The sequence below is a fragment of the Dyadobacter sp. CY326 genome (assembly GCF_021390515.1).
GTDB lineage: Bacteria > Bacteroidota > Bacteroidia > Cytophagales > Spirosomataceae > Dyadobacter.
In genome coordinates this window covers 245,216-261,021 of the sequence record NZ_JAJUXI010000005.1, presented here as the reverse complement: position 1 = coordinate 261,021, position 15,806 = coordinate 245,216, and the positions used below count along the sequence as shown (strand labels likewise).

Here is a 15,806-nt window from a genome sequence, read left to right as displayed (position 1 = left end):
TTATAAAAGTAACAACGAACATGCTTCATCATGCATCGCAGGACTTTTATAAAAAACACAAGCGTGGCTGTGGCGGCAGGAGCGGCCATTTCGTCCGGATTTTCATTCAAAAACCAGAACGCAAAGAACAAGCTTCCCAAGTGGAAGGGCTTCAATTTGCTTGATTTCTTTTCACCTGATCCGACTTCCAGCAGAAAGCCAACCACAGAGGAGCAATTTAAATGGATGAGCGATTGGGGATTCAATTTTGTAAGAATCCCCATGGCTTATCCCATTTATCTGAAATTCGACCGGAGTAGAAATATAAAGCCGGAAGAAGTTTATCAGATTGATAACCAGGCTGTTGATCGCATTGATAAACTCGTTGCTACGGCGCATAAATACAATATGCACGTGAGCCTCAACCTGCACCGGGCGCCTGGTTATTGCGTCAATGCAGGTTTCCACGAGCCTTACAATCTTTGGACAGATCAGAAAGCGCTGGACGCATTTTGCTTCCATTGGAATATGTGGGCCAAGCGCTACAAAAGTGTTTCTTCCAAAAATATCAGCTTCGATTTGCTGAACGAGCCGAGCATGCGCGAGGATATGAATGATCAGCATTCAAAACGCACTTCGGTGCCGGGAGCCAGTTACAGAAAACTCGCCATTGCAGCTTCCGAAGCGATCAAAAAGGAAAATCCGATGCATTTGATCATTGCAGATGGCAATGATGTGGGCACATCTGTGATTCCCGAGCTGGCCGATCTGGACATTGCGCAGAGCTGTCGCGGTTATCATCCGGGCATCATTTCACATTATAAAGCGCCCTGGGCAATGAAGGACACGGCGAACATTCCCGAACCAAAATGGCCCGGGCAGGTGGGCGATCAATATCTTGGCCGTGCCATGCTCGAAAAGTTTTACAAGCCGTGGATTGACCTCGTGGGAAAGGGCGTAGGCGTGCATTGCGGCGAATGCGGCTGCTGGAACAAAACGCCGCACGCCGTTTTTCTGGCATGGTTTGGCGACGTGCTGGACATTCTTTCATCAAACGGAATCGGTTTTTCGCTTTGGGAATTTGCCGGTGATTTTGGTGTGCTGGATTCCCGGCGCGACGATGTGGCATATGAAGATTGGCATGGCCACAAGCTCGACAGAAAACTGCTGACGCTCATGATGAAATATTAATGAATTGCGGTAAATTATTTCGTGGAAGGCCTTTATAGAGAAATCAGTCAATAATCAGCTATCTATTTTTGATGAACCGCCGAACAGCATTATCCTCCATCCTGGCCGTTTCCGGTGCAGGCGTTTTACCCGCACAAGCAGCTAAAAGCAAAGCGCAATCTTTCATTTATTCACTCAATATGAGCACTTTGCGAGGCCACAAGCTGGGCTTTCGCAAAGAGTTGGAAGTGGCTGCCAAAGCAGGGTTCGGATCGGTTGAAATTTGGATCAACACCTTGCAGGATTACTTGAAAACGGGTGGAACATTGCAGGAAGCGAAAAAGATCATTGACGATCTGGGCATTAAAGTGGAGGATGCGATTGGTTTTGCCACCTGGATTGTTGATGACGAGTCAGCGCGTTCAAAAGCATTGGAACAGCTCAAAATGGAGATGGATCAATTGGCGCAAATCGGCTGTCCGCGCATTGCGGCACCGCCCATGGGCGCAACAACGGGAGAATCGCTGGATTTGGCCAAAGTTGCTGAGCGATATCGAACTATTCTTGAACTGGGTGATAAAACGGGCGTTGTGCCGCACCTGGAACTTTGGGGTTTTTCTAAAAATTTGAGTCGGGTAGGAGAGATTTTATATGTTGCCGTTGAATCCGGGCACCCGTCTGCGCGCTTGCTGATGGATGTATATCATTTGCACAAGGGAGGCTCGGGCATGGATGCCGTGAAGGATGTTGGCAAGCCGTTGGTTGAAATTTTCCACATTAACGATTATCCGGCAACGCCGCCGCGCGAGACGATCACAGATGCCGACCGCGTTTATGCGGGTGACGGAGTGGCACCATTGAAGGATCTTTTGAAGTCACTGAAAAATCCCGAACGTCCCGTAATCCTTTCTTTTGAAGTTTTTAACAAAGAATATTACGCTCAGGATGCGTTGCTGGTCGCGAAGACAGGGCTTGCCAAAATGAAGAAGGTGACGGAAGGCGTCTAGAATTAAATTTTGTTCATAAAGGCGAGAATGCTCAGCACCAGTCCCGCGATGGTTGCAATGGCAGAAAGGAGAATGGCGAAAATTGCGATAAAGCCTTTTGAGCCACTTTGAGCGGTTACCAACAACTTGTCGCCGTCTTTATAACCAACCGATTCGGTTGTGTGCAGCGTGTAACTTCCTGGATGGTCAATAAAAAAGGTGGCAATGGGCACAACCCGGTTGCCTGACATATCTTTGCGCATGCCCAGCGGATTCACGATTCCCCAAACCAAAAGTTCTTTCTTGTCGGATTCACGGATCAATTCAAATGACCAATTCGTGGGAATAACGCCATTAATGGATGGCCTTTTATAAGCGATTTCGTAGTCGCCTGCCTCGCTGAATTTGATAACATTCTCAATGGCGTTCGCCGAAAATTCCGTTTTCGGACCTCCATACACTTGCATGATCCTGCCAATGCTTTTGATCAAAAAGTAAACGCCCGTTATAAAAAGGATGGGAAACAATAGTTTTAATGCCATATGCTCGCTTTAAGTACGAATGCTAGATTTACTTACAACTTCATTGTTTGGGCCGTTTCAAAGTATTTTTTTACCAAAATGTTGATGAAACGTTTCAGATAAACATCATTAAAAAATACATTCGAAAAGTTGTCAAACCGCTGGGACTGGATGCCCAGATAAAAGAAATAGAGACTCACGCCAAGCATCGGAATAATCCTCTTTTCCTCTGCTGAGATTTTGGTGACCGATTCATAGCCTTCCAAAAACTGCCGCACCTTAGCCCAGCATTCCTCCGGATCTTTCTCGACGCTGTGCACTTGTAAAATATAATACGCAAGATCCAGGCAAAGCCAGCCATTTCCGCAGAAGTCGAAGTCAAATAATGTTACCTGGTTGTTTTTATCAATGACGAGATTGTCAAACCAGATGTCCAGATGAACTGCTCCTTTCCTTAACTGACTGTCATCCGCCTCATCAAAAATTTTAATTAAATGTCGCTGCGCAGATTGCAGAAACGCCATTTCTTCACTTTCGCCCGGCAAAAATGCTTCGATTTGATTTAAGGAGTCGATCAATATTTCCTGCTTTGAATAAGTGACTCGATTGAGCGGAAAGTTCTGTGTGCACGCATGCATGCGCGCCATCAATGTGCCGACTTGATAATGCAGATCAGGAGAATAATTGAGCTGCTTATCGCCGGACGCAAACGAAAACATTACGCCAAAACGCTCGCCTTCGGGTGCATTGAAAGTGTGTATATAATTTTGCGAAGCGTCAGCAATCGGATAAGAAACGGGAATGTCATTCTCCTTTAAATGCAAAAGCAGACGCATTTCTTCATTGATTTCCGTTTCGGATCGCCATCCCAATGTGTAAATGCGAAAGATGTATTTTTCGGCGGAAGCATTGACGAGATAAGTGTGGCTAATGCCGGCTTTTAATAATTTGCATGTTACCTGCGAAGAAGGAAAATATTTTTCCTGCAAAAAAACACCCAGGTGAATGGTGGACAAATTGGAGCTTGTGACAGGGAAATGCGACATAGGAAAATTTGCTTTGGGCCGCGAATTAGATATTCACCGCAACTTACTTGCTTTTGATTTGAATATGCATCAATTTGGCTTGTAATGATGAGTTGACTTATTTGTCGGCAGGTTAAAACGATTAATTGGTAACATAACAAACTATATGAGTGAGGTAAAATTGAATTTGGATGCGCGTGGGAGAGGCGCTTTTGTTGTTGAAGAAGAGGGGAAAAAAGTTGGAGAAATGGTTGTCGGCGTGAGCGAGACTGCATTGACGGTTTATCATACGGAGGTCAACCCTGAAATGGAAGGCAAAGGACTTGCGAAAGCCATGCTCGACGAGATGGTAACTTATGCAAGAAGCAAGGAGCTGCAAGTGGTCCCGCTTTGCGAATATGTTCAGGTCCAGTTTAAAAAACGACCTGACGATTATGAGGACATCTGGCGCAAATAATCGTCAGGATTGGATTAACCGTTATAGCGGCTTGGGCAGATAAACAATAAAAGTTGAGCCCTGATTGGGTTCACTTTTAGCCGTAATGTGGCCGTGATGATTTTGAACAACTTTTTTACAGAGCGAAAGGCCGATGCCCGAGCCCGAAAATTCACCGCGTCCATGCAGCCGCTGGAACATTTGGAAAATCCGATCCAGGTATTTTTCATCAAAACCAATTCCATTGTCGCGCACTTCCAGGCACGAATACGCATGGTTGGGAAGCAACCGCGGCATGTTAGCCAATTCGTCATCATCAAGGTCTGAGCCTTGGATCTCGATAACCGAATGCACATCCTGTTTTCTGTATTTGATGGCATTACTAAGCAGATTTTGAATCAGTTGCGTAAGCTGTGCCGGATTTCCCCAGACCGTCGGCAACGGCCCGACTTTAATTTCTGATTTTTGCTCTTCAATTGAAAATTCCAGGTCCGCAATCACTCCCGCAACAATTTTATCCAGCTTCACTTCCTCGAACGCGCTGTCCCGGGTGGTCAGTCGGGAATAGGCGAGCAGATCGTCAATCATGCTTGACATTCTTTTTGAAGCGTCCTGGATTCTGTTGAGCATGAAAATGCCATTATCATCCAATGCTTTTGCATAAACCGTCTGCAACCGCGAGCTGAAAGACTGGATCTTGCGCAGCGGCTCCTGCATATCATGGCTTGCGGCGTAGGCAAACTGCTGCAAATTGCTGTTGGAGTTGATCAGTTCCTGATTGGCCTGGTGCAGTTCTTCTGTTCGTTTTTGCACTCTTAGTTCAAGATCGTTGGCGAGCTGGCGATAACGTTCTTCGCTTTTTTCCAGCGCCCGCCGCGATTTCACTTGCTCGGTCACGTCCACGGCCATGTCCAGGATCGCATATATTTCCCCGCTCGAATTGCGCAGGGGCTTAAAAGTAAAATCGAAATAAAATGTTTCCAGCGCTCCGTTGATCATCAGATCCGCCTGACTTCCAAACGCGGCATAAGGCTCGCCAGTCTCGTAAATGCGATCCAGGATCTGTAAAAAAGGCTGGCTTTCCAATTCAGGAAGTGCCTCGCGCAATGGCTTGCCAATGACGCTGTCGCCTTTGCCCCAAATTTTCAGCATCGCCTCATTGGGTAATTCGATGATCATGTCTTTGCCCACAAACATGGAAGTTGCAACAGGAGCTTGCTCGATCAGCGTCCGCAAATGCTCTTCGCTTACCCTAAGCCGGTTTTCAGACTCGATCCGATGTGCGGCAGCTTGTTCATTAGCTTGTGCAATGCGCTCTTTTCCAGCAACTTCTTCGGTTATATTTCTGGAAACACCGGCAAAGCGATAAGGCTGGCCGTCCTCTCCGAAATATGCCTTTCCAACACAATGCAGCCAGCGTAAAACTTTATCTGTCGCACCGATTGTCCTGTAACGCATATCGTAAACGCTGCTTTTTTCAGGGTCCAGCGCGTTTTGAATGGCCGTGACAACCTTGTCGCGGTCTTCAATGTGAATGTGTTGAATGATCGTTTCATACTGCAAAATCGCTTCGGGCGGATTGCCGTAAAGCTGGCGGCAACGTTCGTCGAAGGAGATAATGCCAGTTGCAGGGTCGAGATTCCAGGTGCCTAATTGTGCCGCAGTAAGCGCAAATTGCAGGTTTGCCTCGTTTTCCAGGCGCGCTTGTTCTGATAGACTATTTTCTGTGAGATCCTTGTTGTCGCGAAACGTATCGATCATGTTGTTTAGGTCCAGTTGTTGTTTAGCTTTTGTAAAAGCCGCAAGGTTAACCGTTCGGTAAAAATAAGCATATTACTTGTAAAGCAACATGGAGACAGGTTATAGTAAACAACATCCCGGGCTGACTTTTACCAAAACCTGGACAAATTAACTTCGTCACGATGAAAATATCAATCCGTTCTTTACCCGCTTTATTTCTGATTCTGACGGGCTTCATGCTTGTCCCGCAAAAAAAGCGCGTCTCACTTTTTGATGGCAGAACTTTCAATGGCTGGGAAGGCGATACGATCAAAACCTGGAAAATTGAGGATGGCGCCATTGCCGGCGGCTCGCTGGAAGAAACAGTTCCGCACAACTTTTTTCTGTGCACTAAAAAAACCTATTCAAATTTCGTCCTCAATGTGAAATTCAAATTGACGGGTCGGGAAGGCTTTATCAACACAGGCGTTCAGTTCAATAGCGTAAGATCAAAAGATCCGGACTACGAAATGATTGGTTATCAGGCAGATCTGGGTGCCAAATTCTGGGCGAGCCTTTATGACGAATCCCGCAGGAACAAAACCCTCATTGCCCCGGACTCTGCGGAAGTGCTCAAACTGGTGAAACTCAATGATTGGAATGATTATGAAGTGCGCAGTGAAAACGGTCGCATCCGCATTTCTCTAAATGGCAAACAGACCGTGGATTATACAGAACCTGACAAATCCATCCCACAAAAAGGCATCATTGGATTGCAAATTCACGGGGGTGGCAAGGCCAAAGTTTATTATAAAGACATCTATATAGAAGAATTATAGACCGCCATTGCTGCTGATAAATGCGGCTGGTTTGCTATTTTAGAGAAATTAATAACAATGTAACATCCTATTCTTATTTCAAATGAATCCTACCCGCCGGAAGTTTCTCAGGAACATTACAGCTGCCTCAGCTTTGATCGCGACTGAAAGCATTGCCAAACCTTTTAACATCATTAAAGATCTCAAAAAGATCAGTCCGAATGACAAGATCCGCTTCGCCACTATCGGCATGGGAATCCAGGGTCATCAGGACACAAAAGCTGCTCTGCGCGGTGCGCCGGACGCTGAATTTGTCGCCGCGGCAGACTTGTACGACGGCCGCCTGACGCACGTGAAAGAGGTTTTTGGTAAAGACATTTTCACAACGCGCGACCATCGTCAAATTCTGGAAAGAAAAGACATCGACGCTGTGTTGATCGTAACGCCAGACCATTGGCACGACCACATTACAAAAGCCTCATTACAAGCTGGAAAGCACGTTTATTGTGAAAAACCAATGGTGCACCATATCAATGAAGGACTTTCTGTTATTGACGCCTGGAAAAAATCCGGCAAGACAATGCAAGTTGGAAGTCAGCGCATTAGTTCAGCGTCATTTAGAGAGGCAAAAAGGCTTTTTCAAGCTGGGGAAATTGGTGAAATCAATTATGTAGAATCCAATAATGACCGTTTCAATTCAATAGGAGCCTGGAATTACTCCATTCCTACGGATGCTTCACAAACGACTTTGGACTGGGATCAATTCCTTGGCGATGCACCCAAAGTGCCTTTTGAAGCCAAGCGCTTTTTTCGTTGGAGAAATTACAGGGATTACGGAACTGGCGTAGGCGGCGATTTATTTGTGCATTTGATTACTGGCGTGCATTTTGTGACCAATTCCCTGGGACCCGAGCGCATCATGTCATCCGGTGAGTTGAGTTATTGGAAAGATGGCCGCGATGTTCCGGATGTGCTGGTTTCTATTCTGGATTATCCCAAAACAGACATTCACGCTAATTTTCAAATGGTGCTGCGCGTGAATTTTGCCAATGCGGGCGCAATCGCTAATAACACGCGAATTATTGGAACAGAAGGACAGATTGAATTTACCGAAAACAACCTCGTCCTAACCAAGAAAAAGCTGCCAAAAGCGCCCGGATTTGGAGGTTATGACAGTTACAACACCTTCTCGGAAAGCGAGCAAAAGGAGTTTAAGAAACAATATGATGCCCAATATCCCGAAGACACCCGCAAAGCAGATCCGGTGAAAGAGGTGAAATTCACGGCGCCAAAAGAGGACGATGCGCACGCCAATCACTTCGCAGATTTTTTTGACAACATTAAAAAAGGAAGCGTAGGCACGGTTGAAGACCCGATTTTCGGTTTCCGCGCGGCCGCTCCGGTGTTGGCTTGCAATGAAAGTTATTTTTCCAAAAAGATCATCAACTGGGATCCGGTTGCGATGAAGGTAAAGAAGAAATAAACGTACAAACAAATGAAAATCCTTCTGACTGGTTCCACCGGATACATTGCGCAGCGATTACTTCCGGTGCTGCTGGAAGGAGGCCATCAGGTTTATTGTTGCGTCAGGGATAAGCAGCGTTTCAATGCGCAGCAGTTCCCTGACGCAACTGTTTTAGAAGTGGATTTTCTTCGTGAAGAAACGCTTGCAAACATTCCACACGACATTGACGTCGCCTATTATCTCATCCATTCTATGTCCACGAGCGGACAGGATTTTGAGGAATTGGAAGGCATTACGGCCAAGCATTTCAAGCAGCGCATTTCTGAAACAAATGCCAGGCAAGTCATTTACCTGAGCGGGATTATCAATGAAGAGGACCTTTCCAAACATTTGCTTTCAAGAAAGAATGTTGAGGAAATCCTGAAATCGGATCATTATGCCCTGACAACACTTCGAGCGGGCATAATCGTTGGCTCTGGCAGCGCTTCCTTTGAAATTATCAGAGATTTGATTGAAAAATTACCCGTGATGATCGCTCCGCGCTGGCTGCATACACAATGTCAGCCCATAGCGATCCGGAATGTCATTGATTTCCTCACCGGGACATTGCTTTTGGAAGAAACCTATGGCAAAAGCTTTGACATTGGCGGCCCTGATGTGCTGACTTACAAGCAAATGCTGCTCATCTTCGCCAAGGTTCGCGGGCTTAAACGACGTATTCTGGTTGTGCCCGTGATGACGCCAAAACTGTCTTCTTACTGGCTGTATTTTGTTACATCCACTTCCTACGCGCTCGCCACGAATCTTGTTCACAGCATGAAAGTGAAAGTGGTTTGCAGGCCCAATGATCTGGCGCAAAGGCTTGGCATTAAACTCATTGGTTATGAACAAGCCATCAGCATGGCTTTTGATAAAATAGAACAGAACCAGGTTTTGTCAAGCTGGACGGGCGCACAAACCAGTGCCGCACTTTCCAAAGGGATTTCCAGCTACATGCAAGTGCCCACCAACGGTTGTTTTATTGATAAAAGAGAATTGAAAGTTGATGATCCGGAATATGTTTTGAAAAGGATTTGGTCTATTGGAGGCAAAACAGGCTGGTATTATGGGACTTGGCTCTGGGAAATTCGGGGATTTCTGGACAAGGTTACGGGCGGCGTTGGGCTGCGTCGAGGAAGACGGCATCCGGAGCAAATTTATCCCGGCGATCCGCTGGATTTCTGGCGCGTGCTCCTTGCGAGCAAGGAAGAAAAGAGACTTTTGCTGTATGCGGAGATGAAACTTCCGGGCGAAGCATGGCTGGAATTTTGTCTGGATGAAAATAATATTTTGCGTCAAACAGCCACATTCCGGCCATTGGGACTGCTTGGCCGGCTTTATTGGTATTCCGTGCTGCCTTTTCATGCATTCATTTTCAAAGGAATGATCACCAACATAGCGGGTAAAGTGTGACCCTGCGTTACTTTCTACTTCGATGATCTCTAAACCCAAATCAATCGAAGAATGAAACACATTACCATTACAATTTCACTGCTTTTGATGGCAATGGCGGGCTTTGCACAAACTGGCAAGGTCATGGACAACCTGTCCGTCCCAAGTAAGCTGCTCAAATCTGAAAGAAAATACGCCATTTATTTACCACCCGATTATGCAACTTCGGAGCGAAGTTATCCTGTGCTTTATCTGTTGCACGGCGCCGGCGACGATCATACGGGGTGGGTGCAATTTGGCGAAGTGCTCAACATTACTGACAAAGCCATTCGTGAAGGAACAGCAACCCCAATGATCATTGTCATGCCCGATGCCGACACAGGTAGGAGGGGATATTTTAATGATGTCAAAGGCGACTGGAACTATGAAGATTTCTTTTTCCAGGAATTAATGCCGCATGTTGAAAAGAAATTCAGAATTAAGGCGCAGAAAAAATTCAGGGCCGTTGCCGGACTTTCCATGGGAGGCGGCGGCACATTCATGTACGCGCTGCACCACCCCGAGCTGTTTTCGTCAGCTTGTCCGTTAAGCGCATCTGCCGGTCCGATCACAGTTGAAGATGCCAAGAAAAATCTGATTAGAAACAATCCGGAAATACAGGATTCTGTGGTTACCAACTATTACAACCGCCACAGCGCGCTCGCTTTGATCAACAACATCAAGGACGATCAGAAAAAAGCCATTCGCTGGTATATTGATTGCGGTGATGATGATTTTCTGTACGAAGGCAACAGTCTGGTTCACATTGCGATGAAAAAGAAAGAGATCCCGCACGAATATCGCGTGCGAGAAGGTGCGCACAATTGGACTTACTGGCGCGAATCGCTACCAAAAGTGCTTGAATTCGTTTCACAGGCATTTCACCAATATTAATTATATGTCAATTTCATCTTTGCCAGGCATTAAGCTGTTTGATCTCACTGGAAAAGTCGCGGTCATCACGGGTGGTTCCAAGGGGCTCGGTCTGGCTATGGCGGCCGGACTGGCTTCGGCAGGAGCGGATATCGTGCTCGTCAACCGCAATGCAGCGGACGGCGAAAGCAGTGCAACGGAACTTGCAGCGGCTTTCGGAACTACGGTCAAGTCGTTTGCAGCGGACATTACCAGCCTGGAACAAACGGAGGCAATGGTCGAATTTGTGACCAACGCTTTTGGTAAAGTTGATATTTTGATCAACAGCGCCGGGATAAACATTCGCGGTCCTATCGACGAGCTTCCCCCTGCGGATTTTAATAAGGTTATGGAAGTGAATGTCAATGGCACGTGGCTTGCGTCACGTGCGGTTACGCCAATGATGAAGCGGCAGAAAAGCGGGAAGATCATCAATCTTGCGAGCACGCTAGGCCTCGTCGGGCTTGCCAACAGGACGCCTTATACAGCGAGCAAGGGAGCCGTGGTACAGATGACGCGTGCGCTTGCTATGGAGCTGGCACCTTTCGGTATAAACGTCAATGCCATTTGCCCCGGTCCATTCCTCACAGAAATGAACATTCCCATCAAAGACAGCGATGAAGCGCGAAACATCATCATAGGCGCAACAGCATTACAGCGCTGGGCCAACCTGCAAGAAATTCAGGGCGCCGCCATCTTCCTGGCCAGCGAAGCAGCCAGTTACATGGTAGGTTCCATACTTACTGTTGACGGCGGGTGGACGGCGCATTGAATCATTGAATGAGCGGTCGCGCTGCGATGAATGATTGAATGATTGAATGAGTGTTCGCCACTGCGATGGATGAGCGGTCGCCGTTGCGATGAATGAAGTGTAATGTCTTAATGATTGGCTTTGAATCTGCTGATTAGGTCTTTGTAGGAAATTAGCGCAGTCATAAATGCGCCAATTACAAGATAAATACGGTCAATGTTGCTGTCAATAACAGTTTCTGAATTTAAAGCCAACATTACAATGCGGACTGCTGCATTGAGTCCGCCGACGTCCAGCATGACGAGAATGGCTTCTTTTTCAGTCACATTGTTGAGGCCGCTCCTTTTGCTGATCACTGCAACATATGTAATAGCGCCAACGAGCGCTGTGATTATTGGGATCGCCAACGCATTAAAATACTTGTCCATTTAAAATGGGGGAGGTGTGTGTAATATCAAAAAAGGTAATGCGCTATTGTACGGATTTGTTTTTTAGCGCATTTTCTTTTTTGTCGTAATAAAATCCGGCTATGGCGCCAACGATGACGCCGATTAGTGCGCCAACCGGCCCGCCAATAACTCCAAGTAGGAGGCCACTTGCAATCCCTCCGTTCAAGGGCGTATTGAGCGACTGTGTTTCGTTTGCTTCATTTTTCATTTCAATCAAGTTTAATATGTGTGTAATCACAATAAATCTTCCTGCAAAAATAAATCCATTCTCAATGTAACCCTATCAGCGCTGCTTATAACTTGTATAAATATTTTTTTAATAAACATAATAAAATCAATTAACCGGTAGTTATGTTATTCTCGGGGCAGTTTTAGAATTGTCTTTTTGCATGGCGGCAATGTCGTCGCCGATGGCTTGGTTAAGTGTTGTTCGATTTAGTGAAGGAACCATCAAAATCAGTATTCGCAAATTCATGGAATCAGAAATCTTTAAGTGTCGGCAGGACACGGTTAATGACTATACGTGAAGTAACCTTTGGTTATTTTCGAAGAAAACATTGTCAGAAAGCAGGAAAGCTTGTTTATGTGAATAATATCATATCTTTTTGTACTGCCCATGATCAGAATCGAACTTCTTAAACGGATAATTATGTAGCGGCGAAAGTGTCAGTTTGCTACAATTCCTCAAAATTTTTTAACATGATAATCACAGCTAAAAATATGCATTGTAACGAATAGGACATTACAATTTTTTTATTGAAATAATTGTGTAAAAAAGACACAGCAATTTTACGAACCCTAACGATGCCTGAGAGCGCTCAGCGAATAAAGATTTTACCATTAACTATTTTTTTAACTATCTACAATCTATACTCTATTTATGGGGATTTCTAAACCTGAAAAAGGCCGGGGCCTAAGCCGGTACTTTTTTTCCCTTTTACTGACGTTCACTGTCACGGCCGCTACATTTGCTCAGGATGTTACGGTAAAGGGAAAAGTCAATGATGAGCAGTCACAGGGTCTGCCTGGTGTAAGTGTTGTGGTGAAAGGGACGTCTACCGGAACGGTCACGGACCTGGAAGGTAACTACACCGTAAATGCCTCCGCAACAAGCACTTTGGTTTTCTCTTTTATTGGTTACATTACCCAGGAAATTGCACTGGGAAACAAAACGAGCCTTGATGTTAAGTTGCTTGCCGACACTAAAGCTTTGGATGAAGTTGTGGTTGTGGGTTATGGAACAGCAAAAAAAGCAACATTAACAGGTTCAGTTACAGCGGTTAAAGGTGGCGAGTTGGCAAAAGCGCCTGCGACCAACCTTTCCAACACATTAAGCGGTCGTCTGCCGGGTGTATCTGCGGTACAAGGCAGTGGTGAGCCGGGTTATGATGGATCTGCCATCCGTATCCGTGGAACTAACTCGCTGGGTAACAGCAACGCACTTATCGTTGTGGATGGTGTTCCCAACCGTAGCGGTGGTTTGGACCGTTTGAATCCTGCTGACATTGAAAGCGTTTCTGTCTTGAAAGATGCGGCGGCTGCGATCTATGGTTCACGCGCTGGTAACGGGGTTATCTTGATCACAACAAAAAGAGGTAAAACCGGAAAACCACAGTTGTCATATGACTTCAACATGGGTATGGGACAACCAACGCGTACGCCAACGATGTCAAATGCTGCTGAATATGCCACGATCCGTAACGAATTGCAGATCTATGACAACCTTCCAGTCGGACAATGGGATGGTGCTTTGCAAGGTTTTAACACGAACGGAGCTTATACCAGAACAGACAACGGCAATGTGTTAAACGCAGTTTTTACACCGGATGACATTACAAAATTCAAGGATGGATCTGATCCGTTGATTCACCCAAATACAGACTGGTATGGCAGCGTGATCCGTAAATGGTCACCGCAGCAACGTCACAACTTGCAGCTTACAGGTGGTAGCGAGAACATTAAATATCTTGCTTCGCTCGGTCACATCAACCAGGAAGGTAACTATGTGAACTCTGCAACGGGCTACAAGCAATATGATATGCGTATCAACCTTGATACAAAAATCAACAAATATGTAAGTGCAAACCTGGGCTTGACGCTTCGTGAAGAGTTCCGTCGTTTCCCAAATGGTGGCGGCGCGGGTGACATCTTCCGTATGTTAATGCGCGGAAAACCAACTGAAATCGCGATCTGGCCAGACGGAAGACCTGGACCTGATATCGAGAATGGTCAAAACCCTGCTGTTATTACAACAAACACAACGGGTTATAATCATGACAAACGCGACTACGTTCAAACAAACGGCGCTATTGAAATCCTTATTCCTGGTGTTAAAGGCTTGAAAGTAAATGCAATGGCTGCGATTGACAAACAATTGCGTCGTCAGAAATCTTTCCAGAAACCTTGGACGCTTTATTTCTGGGATAAGAAAACCTTCGAAGCAGACGGAACTTCTCCATTGCTGACAGGAACGGTTCGCTCGACATTCAGCGATCCACGCTTGACGGAAAGTGCTTCCCAGGAACTTTCGATCCAGTTGACCGGCCAGGTTTCATATGAGAAGAGCATCAACTCGCACAACTTCAATGTAATGGCTGGTATTCAGCGTGAAAAAGTTGACGCAGATGGATTCTTTGCATATCGCCGCTATTTCATTTCACCGGTGGTTGACCAACTTTTTGCAGGTGGAACAGCGGAACAAAACATTGACAACTTCGATCTTTTCCGTCGTGCACGTTTGAGCTATTTTGGTCGTGCCGGATATAACTACAAAGAAAAATACCTTGCAGAGTTCTTGTGGCGTGTGGATGGTTCTTACGTATTTCCAAAAGATGGCCGTTTCGGGTTTTTCCCAGGGGTTTCTGCGGGATGGCGTGTTTCGGAAGAAGATTTCTGGAAGAACAATGTCACTTTCGTGAACAACGTGAAAATCCGCGGTTCATGGGGACAAATGGGTGCTGAGCCATATTTCATCGGAACAGAAAACCTTGCTGAATATCAGTATTTGTCAACAATGGGCTTTGGTTCTTACGTAATCAACGATCAGGTTGCGAAGACTTTGCTTGAAACACGCGTTGCCAACAAAGACTTCACTTGGGAGGTTGCCAACAATATGAACTTCGGTATCGAAGGAACATTGTTCCGTGACAGAATTGCTTTCGAATTTGACTATTTTGTCAACAACCGTTCCAACATTCTGATCCCGAAAGCAGGTTCAACGCCTTCAAGCGCGGGTATTGATGGAAAACTTCCTCCTCAAAACCTTGGTAAACTGCAAAACAAAGGATGGGAATTCAAAGTGAGCTACGATGGAAGCTCGGATGATTTCACTTACTCGGTTAGCTTGAATGGTGGTTATGCCAAAAACAAGATCAAATTCTGGGATGAAACACCGGGAGCGCCTTCTTACCAGCGCACAACAGGAATGCCTTATAACTCATTCCTTGCTTACCAATATGATGGCGTGTTCAAGGATCAGGCAGAAGTTGATGCCAACCCATTGGATTACAGCGGAATCACAGGTTCTATCCGTCCGGGTGACATGAAATTCCAGGATTTGAACGGTGATGGCAAAATCACAGCTGACGACAAAAGGAGATCTGAGAAAACAAACCGTCCACAATTCACTGGCGGTGCGTCGATCAACCTTGGTTACAAAGCATTTGACTTGTCAATCCTGTTCCAGGGAACGTTAGGAGGGTTGCAATACATCGGACAAACTGAATCTGGTGACATTGGTAACTATCTGAAATATGCTTACGATCACCGTTGGACGATCGATAATCCAAGTTCAACAGAGCCAAGATTGGCTAACAGAAATAACACATATTACACCAATTTTGACAATGCCGGTGCCAACACTTACTTCCTGAGAAGCAACAATTATCTGCGTCTTAAGAACATCGAGCTAGGCTATAACCTGCCTTCTGAAATCGGAAGCAAAATTGGTTTGGGTAATTTGAGGGTGTATGTTAATGGACTTAACCTGTTCACAATCGACAAGATCAAAATCTGGGATCCAGAAGCAACTAGCACAAACGGACAATACTATCCGCAGTCGCGAGTACTTAATGCAGGTGTACGTGTAACTTTTTAAGAATTAGAA

14 protein-coding genes are annotated in these 15,806 nt (G+C 45.8%); 9 read left to right on the top strand and 5 right to left on the bottom strand.

Annotated features, from left to right (window positions below; genetic code table 11):
• The first annotated feature begins 30 nt into the window (after window positions 1–30).
• Complete coding sequence (locus tag LZG73_RS11785; protein ID WP_233849212.1) at window positions 31–1,170, top strand: glycoside hydrolase family 5 protein; 1,140 nt, start codon at window positions 31–33, stop codon at window positions 1,168–1,170.
• Window positions 1,171–1,241: 71 nt separating this feature from the next.
• Window positions 1,242–2,156: a sugar phosphate isomerase/epimerase gene (locus LZG73_RS11780; RefSeq protein ID WP_233849203.1), complete on the top strand. Its 915-nt coding sequence runs from the start codon at window positions 1,242–1,244 to the stop codon at window positions 2,154–2,156.
• 2 nt (window positions 2,157–2,158) lie between these two features.
• On the opposite strand, the gene LZG73_RS11775 is transcribed toward LZG73_RS11780, so the two are convergent.
• Complete coding sequence (locus LZG73_RS11775; RefSeq protein ID WP_233849201.1) at window positions 2,159–2,677, bottom strand: hypothetical protein; 519 nt, start codon at window positions 2,675–2,677, stop codon at window positions 2,159–2,161.
• Window positions 2,678–2,709: 32 nt separating this feature from the next.
• Window positions 2,710–3,702 carry a phosphotransferase gene (locus LZG73_RS11770; protein WP_233849192.1) on the bottom strand — a complete coding sequence of 331 codons (993 nt, stop codon included), beginning with the start codon at window positions 3,700–3,702 and terminating at the stop codon, window positions 2,710–2,712.
• 145 nt (window positions 3,703–3,847) lie between these two features.
• Here LZG73_RS11770 and LZG73_RS11765 point away from each other — a divergent pair, with 145 nt between their 5' ends.
• Window positions 3,848–4,138, top strand: coding sequence for a GNAT family N-acetyltransferase (locus tag LZG73_RS11765; protein WP_233849164.1), 291 nt, complete (start codon window positions 3,848–3,850; stop codon window positions 4,136–4,138).
• A 21-nt stretch (window positions 4,139–4,159) separates the two neighbouring features.
• On the opposite strand, the gene LZG73_RS11760 is transcribed toward LZG73_RS11765, so the two are convergent.
• Window positions 4,160–5,878 (bottom strand): PAS domain-containing sensor histidine kinase, encoded by a 1,719-nt coding sequence (locus LZG73_RS11760; RefSeq protein WP_233849162.1) that lies wholly within the window; start codon window positions 5,876–5,878, stop codon window positions 4,160–4,162.
• 161 nt (window positions 5,879–6,039) lie between these two features.
• Between LZG73_RS11760 and LZG73_RS11755 the strand changes: the two genes are divergently transcribed.
• The 5 genes from LZG73_RS11755 to LZG73_RS11735 all read left to right on the top strand — a co-directional run bounded on the left by LZG73_RS11755 (window position 6,040) and on the right by LZG73_RS11735 (window position 11,273).
• A complete protein-coding gene (locus tag LZG73_RS11755) occupies window positions 6,040–6,675 on the top strand; it encodes a DUF1080 domain-containing protein (protein ID WP_233849153.1) in 636 nt (211 codons plus the stop codon).
• Window positions 6,676–6,757: 82 nt separating this feature from the next.
• Window positions 6,758–8,137, top strand: coding sequence for a Gfo/Idh/MocA family protein (locus LZG73_RS11750; protein WP_233849151.1), 1,380 nt, complete (start codon window positions 6,758–6,760; stop codon window positions 8,135–8,137).
• Window positions 8,138–8,149: 12 nt separating this feature from the next.
• Window positions 8,150–9,571 carry an SDR family oxidoreductase gene (locus LZG73_RS11745; protein WP_233849149.1) on the top strand — a complete coding sequence of 474 codons (1,422 nt, stop codon included), beginning with the start codon at window positions 8,150–8,152 and terminating at the stop codon, window positions 9,569–9,571.
• 51 nt (window positions 9,572–9,622) lie between these two features.
• Complete coding sequence (locus LZG73_RS11740) at window positions 9,623–10,483, top strand: esterase family protein (protein ID WP_233849147.1); 861 nt, start codon at window positions 9,623–9,625, stop codon at window positions 10,481–10,483.
• A 4-nt stretch (window positions 10,484–10,487) separates the two neighbouring features.
• Complete coding sequence (locus tag LZG73_RS11735) at window positions 10,488–11,273, top strand: SDR family NAD(P)-dependent oxidoreductase (RefSeq protein ID WP_233849145.1); 786 nt, start codon at window positions 10,488–10,490, stop codon at window positions 11,271–11,273.
• A 107-nt stretch (window positions 11,274–11,380) separates the two neighbouring features.
• Here the strand turns inward: LZG73_RS11735 and LZG73_RS11730 are convergent, their stop codons facing one another.
• Both LZG73_RS11730 and LZG73_RS11725 read right to left on the bottom strand, forming a co-directional pair.
• The gene (locus tag LZG73_RS11730) at window positions 11,381–11,680 is read right to left on the bottom strand and encodes a hypothetical protein (protein ID WP_233849143.1); all 300 of its coding nucleotides are present in this window, start codon (window positions 11,678–11,680) and stop codon (window positions 11,381–11,383) included.
• Between the two features lie 43 nt (window positions 11,681–11,723).
• Window positions 11,724–11,909 (bottom strand): hypothetical protein, encoded by a 186-nt coding sequence (locus LZG73_RS11725; RefSeq protein ID WP_233849134.1) that lies wholly within the window; start codon window positions 11,907–11,909, stop codon window positions 11,724–11,726.
• Window positions 11,910–12,581: 672 nt separating this feature from the next.
• Here LZG73_RS11725 and LZG73_RS11720 point away from each other — a divergent pair.
• On the top strand, window positions 12,582–15,797 hold the full coding sequence (locus LZG73_RS11720; protein ID WP_233849125.1) for a TonB-dependent receptor: 3,216 nt from the start codon (window positions 12,582–12,584) through the stop codon (window positions 15,795–15,797).
• Window positions 15,798–15,806 lie beyond the last annotated feature (9 nt).